The sequence below is a fragment of the Streptomyces sp. NPDC107581 genome (assembly GCF_055657175.1).
Window position 1 is genome coordinate 630,061 of record NZ_JBVKBH010000002.1, and the last position, 11,505, is coordinate 641,565.

8 protein-coding genes and 2 pseudogenes are annotated in these 11,505 nt (G+C 71.5%); 5 read left to right on the forward strand and 5 right to left on the reverse strand.

The annotated features are described in order from the left end of the window. Window positions 1-66: 66 nt before the first annotated feature. Complete coding sequence (locus tag ACZ7P3_RS06360; protein ID WP_472079317.1) at window positions 67-918, reverse strand: LysR family transcriptional regulator; 852 nt, start codon at window positions 916-918, stop codon at window positions 67-69. Between the two features lie 141 nt (window positions 919-1,059). On the opposite strand from ACZ7P3_RS06360, the gene ACZ7P3_RS06365 reads away from it, so the two are divergent. Then, window positions 1,060-1,779: an SDR family oxidoreductase gene (locus ACZ7P3_RS06365; RefSeq protein WP_472079319.1), complete on the forward strand. Its 720-nt coding sequence runs from the start codon at window positions 1,060-1,062 to the stop codon at window positions 1,777-1,779. A gap of 4 nt (window positions 1,780-1,783) precedes the next feature. Here ACZ7P3_RS06365 and ACZ7P3_RS06370 read toward each other — a convergent pair whose 3' ends face one another. After that, complete coding sequence (locus ACZ7P3_RS06370; RefSeq protein WP_472079321.1) at window positions 1,784-2,311, reverse strand: isochorismatase family protein; 528 nt, start codon at window positions 2,309-2,311, stop codon at window positions 1,784-1,786. Between the two features lie 19 nt (window positions 2,312-2,330). Further along, a pseudogene (locus ACZ7P3_RS06375) lies at window positions 2,331-2,612 on the reverse strand (MarR family winged helix-turn-helix transcriptional regulator); the annotation flags it as partial. Here ACZ7P3_RS06375 and ACZ7P3_RS06380 point away from each other — a divergent pair. Continuing rightward, window positions 2,612-2,953: pseudogene (locus ACZ7P3_RS06380) on the forward strand (zinc-binding dehydrogenase); the annotation flags it as partial. The pseudogenes ACZ7P3_RS06375 and ACZ7P3_RS06380 overlap by 1 nt on opposite strands. A gap of 275 nt (window positions 2,954-3,228) precedes the next feature. After that, window positions 3,229-5,106, forward strand: a complete 1,878-nt coding sequence (locus tag ACZ7P3_RS06385; RefSeq protein ID WP_472079323.1) for an exo-alpha-sialidase — start codon at window positions 3,229-3,231, stop codon at window positions 5,104-5,106. Here ACZ7P3_RS06385 and ACZ7P3_RS06390 read toward each other — a convergent pair. Beyond that, window positions 5,056-6,090 (reverse strand): bile acid:sodium symporter family protein, encoded by a 1,035-nt coding sequence (locus ACZ7P3_RS06390; protein WP_472079325.1) that lies wholly within the window; start codon window positions 6,088-6,090, stop codon window positions 5,056-5,058. The genes ACZ7P3_RS06385 and ACZ7P3_RS06390 overlap by 51 nt on opposite strands. Window positions 6,091-6,249: 159 nt before the next feature. Between ACZ7P3_RS06390 and ACZ7P3_RS06395 the strand changes: the two genes are divergently transcribed. Together ACZ7P3_RS06395 and ACZ7P3_RS06400 are read left to right on the forward strand one after the other, a co-directional pair. Beyond that, complete coding sequence (locus ACZ7P3_RS06395; protein ID WP_472079327.1) at window positions 6,250-7,128, forward strand: LysR substrate-binding domain-containing protein; 879 nt, start codon at window positions 6,250-6,252, stop codon at window positions 7,126-7,128. Between the two features lie 492 nt (window positions 7,129-7,620). Further along, the gene (locus ACZ7P3_RS06400; RefSeq protein ID WP_472079329.1) at window positions 7,621-9,447 is read left to right on the forward strand and encodes an AMP-dependent synthetase/ligase; all 1,827 of its coding nucleotides are present in this window, start codon (window positions 7,621-7,623) and stop codon (window positions 9,445-9,447) included. 21 nt (window positions 9,448-9,468) lie between these two features. Here ACZ7P3_RS06400 and ACZ7P3_RS06405 read toward each other — a convergent pair whose 3' ends face one another. Then, window positions 9,469-11,499 (reverse strand): PQQ-dependent sugar dehydrogenase, encoded by a 2,031-nt coding sequence (locus ACZ7P3_RS06405; protein ID WP_472079331.1) that lies wholly within the window; start codon window positions 11,497-11,499, stop codon window positions 9,469-9,471. Window positions 11,500-11,505: the final 6 nt, after the last annotated feature.

The following is an 11,505-nucleotide window of genomic DNA, read 5'->3' on the forward strand; positions in this document are numbered from 1 at the left end:
TCCCCGCGGCACGGCGGCGGGGCCCCGAACGGCGGGGAGCGCCCCCTGCGCCGCAGGGGCCCCGCCTCAGCCGCGCCCGGCCGCCGAGTCCGCGGCCCCCGCGGCGCCCATGGCCGCCGCGACCTCGGCGAACTCGGCGATCAGGGGTGAGTGCCGGCCGGCCGCCCAGGCCAGCAGCACCTGGTCGGGTTCGGCGTCGGTGACCGGTACGTAACTGATGTCCGGGCGGGAGTACTGCTCGGCGACCGAGCGCGGGACGAGCGTGATGCCGGTGCCCGCGGCCACGCATTCGAACTTCTCCTCGATGGTGCGGATCGGCAGGTCGCCGGGCAGCGGGTCGGAGTAGCGGAGCCAGGTCTCGCCGTCGAGGTCGGTGAGCGACAGTTCCTGCTTCCCGGCCAGACGGTGGCCGTCCGGGAGCATCGCCACACGGGTCTCGCTGTACAGGGGCCGCAGCTCCAGCCCGTCCTCCTGGACCGGCCGTCGTACGTAGGCGACGTCGACGGTGCCGTCGAGGATCAGGCGCTCCTGGTCGTCCCACTCGACCCGGCGGGCGTTGCCCTGCACGTCCGGGTGGGTGGCCCAGAAGGCGCGCAGTGCGTGGGTGACGACGACACCGGCGCGGAAGCCGACGACGAGCCGCCGGGGCCCGCGCGCGGCCCGCAGGGCGCGGCGCCGCGCCCCGTCCGCGAGGGTGAGCAACTGTTTTCCGTCGTCCAGGAGTTGGCGCCCGGCGTCGGTCAACGACACCCCGTGGCTGTCGCGTACGAACAGCTCGGCTCCCAAGTCCTTCTCCAGGGCGCGGATCTGACGGCTGAGCACCGGCTGGGCGATGTGCAGCCGCTCGGCGGCACGGCCGAAGTGCAGCGCTTCGGCGACCGCGACGAAGTAGCGGACCTTCCGCAGGTCCAGGTCCATGGCCGCCCCTTCCGTCGTGCCGGTGGCGATACCTCCAGGGTATCGCCGGGTGCGGAAGAGGTCTTGGACGGCCGCGGCCTCGCGGCCGCAGGCTGGAAGCGTCCGAACAAGGTGGAACACCGGCTTGGAGAGTGACTTCTCATGGATCTGCAGGGACAGCGCGTCGTCGTCATCGGGGGTACGTCGGGCATCGGCCTCGCGGTCGCCGAGGGGGTGGCGCGGGAGGGCGCCCGGGTGGTGGTGGCCTCGCGCCGGCGGGAGAACGTGGAGGCGGCGCTGAAGCGGCTGCCCGAGGGCGCCGAGGGGCGGGTGCTGGACGTGAACGACGAGGCCGCGGTGCGTGACTTCTTCGCGGAGATCGGAGGTTTCGACCACCTCGTGTACACGGCGGGCGAGTCACTCCTGCTGGAGAGCCTGGCCGGGACGGATCTCGGGCGGGCCCGGCAGTTCCTGGACACGCGGTTGTGGGGTGCGTACACGGCGGTGAAGTACGGCGCCGGATCGATCCGCGAGGGCGGCTCGGTGGTGCTGACCACGGGCACCGCGGGGCGGCGGCCGATGCCGGGGACCACGGCCGCGGCGGCGCTGTGCGGGGCGATGGAGTCGCTGACCCGGGCGCTGGCCCTGGAGCTGGCGCCGGTGCGGGTCAATGCGGTCTGTCCGGGGCTGGTGCACACCGAGCTGTGGCGGGACATGCCGGCGGCCGAGCGGGAGGGGCTGTTCCGCTCGTCCGCCGAGTCGCTGCCGGTGGGGCGGGTCGGCGAGCCGGCGGATGTGGCGGAGGCGTACCTGTATCTGATGCGCGGCGGTTACAGCACCGGGTCGGTGCTGCTGGTGGACGGGGGCGGGGTGCTGGTCTGAGCGGTCAGCCGGCGGCGAGGCGCACCTGGGAGGCGGTCACGACGGTACCCAGCCGCGGGAAGTCGAACCGGACGGAGGCCTCGTGCTCGGCGCCGGTGAGCGCGGCCATGGCGTCCTCGGCGAAGACGAGTTCGTAGCCGAGGTCGGCGGCGGCGCGGGCGGTGGACTCGACGCCCAGGTTGGTGGCGATACCGCCGAACACGAGGGTGCGGATGCCGCGTTCGCGCAGCCGCTCGTCGAGACCGGTGCCCTGGAAGCCGCCGATGGTGCGCTTGACCACTTCCAGGTCGCCGCCCCTGAGCAGTCCCGCCACCAGCCCGCTGCCGGGCGGCTGTTCGGCGACCGAGGGGCGTTCGACCCGGATCAGGACGACGAGCGCGCCGGCGGCGCGGAAGGCGTCCGCCAGGTCGTGCGAGGCGGCGAGTACGTCGGTGCCCTTACGGGGTTCCAGGGGCAGCGCGACGATGCGGTCCATCAGATCGACGAGGACGAGCGCGGTGCGCTGCGGATCAAGCACGGGAGCTGCGGTCATGACGGAACGTTAGCCGCCGTCAGCCGTCCGTGCCGGAAATCCGGATCAACAGGCCCGTGAACTGATCGCGTTCGGCTGTCGACAGCGGGGCCAGCAGCTCGTCGTTCGCCTCGCGGGCGGCCCGTTCGCAGCGGGTGAGCAGGCGGTCGCCGTCGCCGGTGAGGGAGACGGCGTTCTTGCGCCGGTCCTTGGGGTCGGGGGCGCGGACGACGAGGCCGGCGGACTGCAGGTCGTTGAGGACGCCGACCAGGTCCTTGGGGTCGAGGCCCACGCTGCGGCCGAGGTCGGCCTGGGCCACGGGCCGACTGCGTCCTGGACGCGGTCGGCGGAGACCTGCTCACCCCCGCCGTCGCCGCGCTCGCCCCGTACGGCCGGCTGGTCGCCTACAGCTCCGGCGGGGGCACGGTCCAGGCCTACGACCTGCTGGTCGGCGCGAAGTCCGTGATCGGCTTCCAGATGAGGCTGATCGCCCAGGGCCGGCCGGAGCTGTACGAACAGTGGCGGCAGGAGCTGTGGCGGCTGTTCGCCGACGGGACCCTGAAGCCAGCCGTGCATGGCGAGTTCGCTCTGGAGGAGGCGGCGAAGGCGCACGAGGCGATCGAGGCGCGGGCCAATCTCGGCAAGGTCGTCCTGCGCCCGTAGCCTTCGCAGCTTCTTGTACAGCTGTTGTCTGCACGCTTCTCGTACCGCTCTTGTTCTGCACGCTTCTCGTACCGCTCTTGTTCTGCACGCTTCTCGTACCGCTCTTGTTCTGCACGCTTCTCGTACCGCTCTTGTTCTGCACGCATCTTGTACCGCTCTTGTTCTGCACGCTTCTTGTGGGGCTCCGGAGCCGCAACTACCGTCGATGAGGCGGACGTTGGACGTGGGACGTCCGGATGTCCGGATGTCCGCCCCGCCGAAGGGCAGGTCGCAGCATGCCGTCAGGTCGTCGCGCCCGTCTCAGATCCGCACTCTTCACCGCCTTCACGGCAGCCGCACTGCTGGTGCTGCCGCTCGCCGCCCCGCACCCCGCACACGCCCAGCCGGCCGCCGGGGCACCGCAGTTCGAACAGCAGGTCCTCTTCAAGGCGTCCCAGGACCCGGGCTACGCCTGCTTCCGCATCCCGGCGGTCGTCCGCTCGACCGACGGCACCCTGCTGGCCTTCGCCGAGGGCCGGGTCCTCAACTGCGGGGACGCCGCCGACATCGACATCGTCGTCAAGCGCTCCACGGACGGCGGACGCACCTGGGGCCCGCTCCAGGTGGTCAACCAGGGCGCGGGCGACACCCACGGCAACCCGGCGCCGATCGTGGACCGCGAGACCGGCCGGATCTGGATCGCGGAGACGTACAACACGGGCCGTACGGACAGCGCCGGCTGCTCGGTGCCCTGCGACCGCACCCCGCATCTGCAGTACAGCGACGACGACGGGCTGAGCTGGTCCGAGCCGCGCGATCTGAGCCCCGAGATCCTGCCCGCGGACTGGAACTCCTGGTACGCGACCGGACCCGTGCACGGCATCCAGCTCACCCGCGGGCGGTACGCCGGCCGGCTGGTCTTCGGCGTCAACACCGAGACCTGGGACGGCAGCCGGGTCACCGCCAACCACGCCGCGCTGATCGTCAGCGACGACCACGGCGGTCACTGGCGGATCGGCGCCACCGACACCTGGCCGATAGCCGCCGACGGCACCTTCCGGCAGAAGCCCTCCGAAGTCACCCTGGCCGAGCGCACGGACGGCTCGATCCTGGTCAGCGGCCGGGAGCAGGACGGCACCGACCTCGGCCACCGCACCCAGACCGTCAGCCGGGACGGCGGCGGCAGCTTCGCCGCGCCCTTCCACGACCTGCCGGACCTGTACGCCCCGATGGTGCAGGGCTCGATGCTGCGGCTGGGCGACCGCATCCTGCTCTCCTGCCCGGCCGACCCCGACCGGCGCCGGACGATGATGATCCGCTCCTCCTACGACGGCGGCCGCACCTGGGACAGCGTGGACCGCGGCACTGTCGTCACCACGGACTGGTCCGGCTACTCCGACCTGGTGCGCGCCGACGACGACACGGTGGGCCTGCTGTACGAGGGCGGGGCGGTCGATGCGCGCGACGAGATCCGCTTCGCCCGCTTCACCGAGGACTGGCTCGCCCCGCGCCGCGGTCCCGATCCGCACACCTCCGACCTCGCTCCGCACGCCCGCCCCGCCGCGGTGCTCGGCGGCGCCGAGGAGACGGACGGCGTCTTCGGCGACGCGCTGGAGTTCGACGGCACCGACGACGCCGTACGCCTGCCCTACCGCCCCGAGCTGCCCCTCGGCAGCAAGGACTTCACCGCGTCCCTGTGGTTCCGGTACACGGCCAGGACCGGCGAGCAGCCGCTGCTGTGGATGGGCGGGATCGGCACCAGCCAGCCGCAGGTGTGGCTGCGCGGCGAGCCGGCGAGCAACCGGCTGCAGGGCCTGATCACCGTGCGGGACGGCGCCGCCGCTCCGCAGACCGCTTACGTGCGCACGACCACCGCCTACAACGACGGCCAGTGGCACCACGCGGTGCTGCGCCGGGGCGGCGGCACGCTCTCGCTGTCCGTCGACGGCACGGAGTCCACCGCCGCCGATGTGCCGGGCTCCGTCAGCCGCAACGACCCCTTCGGCGTGCACATCGGCCAGCGCATGGACAGCCGCGCCTTCTTCACCGGCGCGATCGACGAGGTCCGTGTCTGGGACCGCGCGCTGACCGACGCGCAACTGGCCGATCCGAAGATGCTGCGGTCACCTGAGGACACGGTCCTGTGGCTGCCCCTGGACCGTGTGCGCCGCTGACGCCCGCGCCGGCTCCTGAGGGTCGCGGGCCCGCCGCTTGGCGATGACCGCGCACACCATCAGCTGCATCTGGTGGAAGAGCATCAGCGGCAGCACGGCCAGCGAGGCGTGCGCGCCGAACAGGACGCTCGCCATGGGCAGACCGGAGGCGAGGGACTTCTTCGACCCGGCGAACTGGATGGCGATCCGGTCCTCCCGGCCGAAGCCGAGTCCCTTGCCCCCGTACCAGGTCAGGACGAGCATCACGGCCAGCAGGACGGCCTCGACGGCGAGCAGCGCGCCCAGCCGTGCGGGGCTGACCTGGTGCCAGATGCCCCGGGTCATGCCCTCGCTGAACGCGGTGTAGACGACCAGCAGGATCGAGCCGCGGTCGACCAGACCGAGGACCTTCTTGTGCCGGGCGACGAAGGCACCGATCCAGGGCCGCAGGACCTGCCCGGCGAGGAACGGCACGAGCAACTGGAGGACGATCTTCACCACTGAGTCGGCGGAGAACCCGCCGCCGGAGCCGCCGAGCAGTGCGGCCGCCAGCAGCGGTGTGATGACGATGCCGATCAGTGAGGAGAACGAGCCCGCGCAGATCGCGGCAGGCACGTTTCCCCGGGCGATCGAGGTGAACGCGATCGACGACTGGATGGTGGACGGCACCAGGGTCAGGAACAGCAGCCCCTGGTACAGCGGCTGGGTCAGCAGCACCGGCACCAGGCCGCGGGCGCCGATGCCGAGCACCGGGAAGACGAGAAACGTGCAGGCCAGCACGGTGACGTGCAGGCGCCAGTGCCTGAGGCCGTCCAGTGCCTCACGGGTGGAGAGCCGGGCGCCGTAGAGGAAGAAGAGGAAGGCGATCGCGGCCGTGGACGCGCCCGAGGCCACGTCGGCGCCGGTGCCGTGGGCCGGGAGGAGTGCGGCGAGGCCCACGGTGCCGAGCAGCAGCACGATGTACGGGTCGATCGGCATCCAGCTCGGCCAGCGCAGGCGTTTCACGGTGCTCCACGTGCTCTTCGGTCAGGGGTGTGCGGTCGGGGACGCGCACGGGGCCCGGAGGGCCCCTCTCCATCGTCCTCTCTGCCAGGCCGATCGGGAATCCCGTACACCACTCTGACTGTCATCGCGGTTCGCGATGAGGGGGCATACGCTGACGGCGTGTACGACCCCACGCATCTGCGTACGTTCCTGGCGGTGGCCCAGACGCTCAGCTTCACCCAGGCCGCCCGGCGCCTCGGGCTGCGCCAGTCGACGGTCAGCCAGCATGTGCGCCGGCTGGAGGACGCCACCGGCCGTCAGCTGTTCTCCCGGGACACCCACTCCGTGGAGCTGACCGAGGACGGCGAGGCCATGCTGGGCTTCGCCCGCCGGCTGCTGGAGGTGCACGAGCAGGCGGCGGCGTTCTTCACCGGCACCCGGGTGCGCGGCCGGCTGCGCTTCGGCGCCTCGGAGGACTTCGTCCTCACCCGTCTGCCGGAGATCCTGGAGGGCTTCCGCTACGACCACCCGGAGGTCGACCTGGAGCTGACGGTGGAGCTGTCGGGCACGCTGCACGAGCAGCTGGCGGCCGGCAAGCTCGATCTGGTGCTGGCCAAGCGGCGTCCCGAGGACCCGCGCGGCGAGCTGGTCTGGCGTGACGACCTGGTGTGGATCGGCTCCGAGCAGCTGCGTCTGGATCCCGACCGGCCGGTCCCGCTGATCGTGTATCCCCCTCCCGGCCTCACCCGGGCCCGTGCCCTGGAGGCCCTGGAGGAGCAGGGGCGCGAGTGGCGGATCGTGTGCACCAGCGGCAGCCTCAACGGTCTGATCGCCGCCGCCCGCGCGGGGCTCGGCGTGATGGCTCATTCGCGCCGGCTGATCCCGCCGGGTCTGCTCCGGCTGCCGGACCGGGCGGGCCTGCCGGAGCTGGGCAAGGTCGACTTCGTCCTGGTGCACGGCAGCCGGCGGGGTGCCGCCGAGGGGGCCGCGAACGCCCTGGCCGCGGCGATCCTGGCGGGCGGAGAGCGGCTGCACCGGGGCCAGCGCGGCGCACGCTGACACGCCGGCTGCCGCGCGCGGCGTTCACCTCCGGCCGGAACGGCACGCTGGTGATCCCGGCCTCGCGGGGATCGCCGCGGGCGCCCTGGTGCTGGTGCCGGTGCGCACCCCGCGGGCCGCAGGACGGCGGCGGCGCCCGCCGGGGCGGTGCCACAGACGCCCGCGGCGAAGACTCCGCGCAGGTGAGGGGTGGTACGGCGCGGATGGTACGGGGTTCCGGGGCCGCCCCTTTTCCCCTGTGCGGACCGGGCCACGGACGGTAACCGGGTCGTACAGATTCGGTGGAGATTACGGGACCGAAACTTACTGACCCGTCAGTATTGTGTCCGGCCCTTCCCCATGTGAGGGCATTTTCCGGCCGTCGTCCGGGCAGAAGGCGCGGTTTGCTCGGTTTCCGTACCCCTCCCGTCCGGCGAAGGTGTGAGGTAGCTTTCACGGCGCTGAGCGGAGCATCGCGGGCGTGACGAGGAGCGAGGAGACGGGGAGCGGGGTTTGCGCGAGTTCACCAACCCTCCGTTGGCGTCGGCGCCGCCGGTCGGCGGCCTGGCCGATGCCGTTTTCGAGCATGCCCTGGCGGACCCCCTGCACATCGCGCTCGGCCGCAAGGACGAGTCGGGGCAGTGGCGGGACGTGACCTCCGCCGAGTTCCGCGACGAGGTCCTCGCGCTCGCCAAGGGGCTTCTCGCCCAGGGCGTCCGCTTCGGGGACCGGGTCGCGATCATGTCCCGCACCCGCTACGAGTGGACCCTCTTCGACTTCGCGCTGTGGACGATCGGTGCCCAGGTGGTCCCGATCTACCCCACGTCCTCGGCCGAGCAGTGCTTCTGGATGCTCTACGACGCCGAGGTGTCGACGGCGGTCGTGGAGCACGAGGACCACGCGATGACCATCGCCACCGTCATCGACCGGCTGCCGCAGCTGCGCCGGCTGTGGCAGCTGGACGCGGGCTGTGTGCAGGAGCTGTACGACTCCGGCGCGCATCTGGACGACGAGGTGGTGCACCGGCACCGGCAGGCGGTCACGCCAGACTCGGTCGCCACGATCATCTACACCTCGGGCACCACGGGCCGCCCCAAGGGCTGTGTCCTGTCCCACGCGAACTTCATGTTCGAGGCGGACACGATGATCCAGCGGTGGGAACCGGTGTTCCACACGAAGAAGGACGACGCGGCGTCCACACTGCTCTTCCTGCCGCTGGCGCACGTCTTCGGGCGGATGGTGGAGGTCGCGGCGATCCGCGGCCGGGTCCGCTTCGGACACCAGCCGCAGCTGCACGCGGCCGCGCTGCTGCCGGACCTGGCCGCGTTCCGGCCGACGTTCATCCTGGCCGTGCCGTACATCTTCGAGAAGGTGTTCAACGCGGCCCGGCGCAAGGCGGAGAAGGACGGCAAGGCGGGGCCGTTCGAGAAGGCGGTCGAGGTCGCCATCAAGTACGCCGAAGCGGTCGAGGCCAAGGCCTGGGGCATCGGACCGGGGCCCTCGGCGGCCCTCAGGATGCAGCACCAGTTCTTCGAGAAGCTCGTGTACACCAAGGTGCGCGCGGCGATGGGCGGGCGCATCCGGAACGCGATGTCCGGCGGCTCGGCGATGGACCGCCGGCTGGGCCTGTTCTTCGCCGGCGCGGGCGTACAGATCTACGAGGGTTACGGCCTGACCGAGTCGACGGCGGCGGCCACCGCGAACCCGCCCGAGCGCACCCGCTACGGCACGGTCGGCCAGGCCATTCCGGGTGTCACCGTGCACATCGCGGACGACGGGGAGATCTGGCTGCACGGCGGGAACGTCTTCCAGGGGTATCTCAACAACCCGAAGGCCAGCGACGAGACCCTGCACGACGGCTGGCTGGCCACCGGCGACCTCGGCTCGCTCGACGAGGACGGCTATCTGACCATCACCGGCCGCAAGAAGGAGATCCTGGTGACCTCCGGCGGCAAGAGCGTCTCCCCCGGTGTCCTGGAGGAGCGTGTCCGTGACCATCCGCTGGTCCACCAGTGCATCGTCGTCGGCAACGACCGTCCCTATGTCGCGGCCCTGGTCACCCTCGACCAGGAGGCCGTCGAGCACTGGCTGCAGATGCGCGGGAAGCCGAGGCTGACCGCCGCGCAGCTGGTGCGCGACGCCGACCTGGAGACGGAGGTGCGGCGGGCGGTCGTCGCCGCCAACACCCTCGTCTCCCAGGCCGAGTCGATCCGCACCTTCCGCATCCTGGCGCAGCCGTTCACCGAGGAACACGGTCTGCTGACACCGTCGCTGAAGCTGAAGCGGAAGGCGATCGAGAAGGCCTACGACACCGAGGTCGAGGCCCTCTACCGGGCCTGACGACCGCTCCGCCGGCCCCGCTCAGTTGATCGTCACCTTGAAGATCTTGTCGGATCCGTCCGCCGCGCCTCCGTTGTTGTCGCAGTTGGTGGTCGACAGCCACAGCTGGTCGGCGCCCGGCACCTTGGTGACGGTACGCAGCCGACCGTAGGAGCCGACGTAGTAGGCGGTCGGCGTGCCGACCTTCTCCGTGTCCCCGCTGATCGGGATGCGCCACAGGCGTTCGCCGCGCAGGGAGGCCATGTAGATCACGTTGCGGACGATGGCGATACCGCTGGGCGAGGCCTCGTTGACGTTCCAGGTGGCCTTGGGGTTGGTCATGCCGGAGACGCTGCAGCTGCCCTCGCAGGTCGGCCAGCCGTAGTTGGCGCCCGGCTTGATGAGGTTCAGCTCGTCCTTGGAGCTGTTGCCGAACTCGGCCTCCCACAGCCGCCCGTTGCGGTCGAAGGCCAGGCCCTGCGGATTGCGGTGGCCCAGGGAGTAGACGTAGGTGCCGAACGGGTTGCCGGGGGCCGGCTTTCCGTCGGTCGTCATGCGCAGGATCTTGCCGTTCAGGGAGTTCTTGTCCTGCGCGAGGTCGGGCGTCTGGGCCTCACCGGTGGAGACGTACAGGTAGCCGTCGGGGCCGAAGGCGAGGCGGCCGCCGTTGTGGTAGCGGTTCTTCTTGATGCCCTGGAGCAGGACCTTGTAGTCGCTGAGCTTGGTGCCGTCGTACGTCATGCGGACGACCCGGTTGCCCTCGGACGCGGTGTGCATGAAGTAGACGTAGTGGTTGCTGTCCCACTTCGGGTCGACGGCGACCCCGAGCAGACCGCCCTCGCCGTTGGTGGTGACGGCGTTCGGGACCGTGCCGACCTGGGTCCTGCTGCCGCTCTTGGTCAGCTTCCAGACCCGGAAGTCGTCCCGCTCGGTGACCAGGGCCGACTGGCCGTCGGGCATCCAGTAGGTGCCCCAGGGGATGGTCCAGCCGGTGGAGAGGGTGGCGATGGAGGAGGGGACCCCGCCGTCGGTGGCGCAGGCCTTGGTGGTGAAGCTGACGCTGTTGCTGGGCTGCGAGACGTTCCCGGCCGCGTCCCGCGCGACGACGTTCAGGGAGTACGGGCTGTTGCAGGCGAGCCCGGTGAGGGTGGTCGTCGTGCCGCTGGTGACGGTCTTGTACACGGTCGTGTCGTTGCGCACGTCGTAGGCGACGACCGCGCGGTCGTCCGTGGACGCGCCCCAGCCGAGGTCGGCCGAGTTCGCGGTGACGCCGGACGCGGACAGGGTGCCGGGCCTGCTGGGCGGCACGCTGTCGGAGCTGGGCCTGGTGGTGCAGTCGACGACCGGGCTGGCCGCCGAGGTGTTCCCGGCCGCGTCGCGGGCGATGACGGTGAGGTCGTAGGCGGTGTTCGGGGTGAGCCCGGTGAGGGTCTTGGAGGTGGCGCTCCCCGCGGCCTCCCCGATCTTGTTGCCGTGTTCGTAGAGGTCGTAGGCCGTGACGCCCACGTTGTCCGTGGAGGCGCCCCAGGAGAGGGTGAGCGCGTCCTCGCCGATGTCGGAGCAGCTCGGCCGGCCGGGGACGGTGGGGGCCTGGGTGTCGGCCGGGGCACCGACGCCGATGCGGTCGAGGTTGGGGCCGCCGTCGGCGGTGGTGGCCGTGGCGCGGATCTTGTCGGTGCCCGCGGTGAGCGGGACGGTGACGGTCCTGGTCGCCCAGGTGTTCCAGTCGGCGGTGGCCGGGAAGGAGACCGCGGACGCCACGACGGTGCCGTTGACGGAGATGTCCATCGGCCGGTCGGCGGAGGTCCCGTTGGCGTACCGCAGGGTGAGGGACGCGGTGCCCGCCTGGGCCCCGGTCACCGTGAACTCCACGTAGGAACCTTTGACGTTGGTGTAGTCGACGAAGCCGGAGCCCGTGTAGCCGGTGTGGTTGGCGGCCACCGTGCCCTGCACGATCGTGGCGTCCTCGGCCTGGTAGTCGGTGGCCGCGAGGGCGGTGCCCTGGCTCAGCCCGGCGAGGGGCAGCGCCAGGGCCATGGCCAGGCCGCCGGGCAGAACTCTCCTGAGATTCATGGGTGT

Bases quoted from the DNA above. Each gene is read 5' to 3' on its own strand.
- ACZ7P3_RS06360 (WP_472079317.1), bottom strand. From the start codon at position 918: ATGGACCTGGACCTGCGGAAGGTCCGCTACTTCGTCGCGGTCGCCGAA.
- ACZ7P3_RS06365 (WP_472079319.1), top strand. From the start codon at position 1,060: ATGGATCTGCAGGGACAGCGCGTCGTCGTCATCGGGGGTACGTCGGGC.
- ACZ7P3_RS06370 (WP_472079321.1), bottom strand. From the start codon at position 2,311: ATGACCGCAGCTCCCGTGCTTGATCCGCAGCGCACCGCGCTCGTCCTC.
- ACZ7P3_RS06385 (WP_472079323.1), top strand. From the start codon at position 3,229: ATGCCGTCAGGTCGTCGCGCCCGTCTCAGATCCGCACTCTTCACCGCC.
- ACZ7P3_RS06405 (WP_472079331.1), bottom strand. From the start codon at position 11,499: ATGAATCTCAGGAGAGTTCTGCCCGGCGGCCTGGCCATGGCCCTGGCG.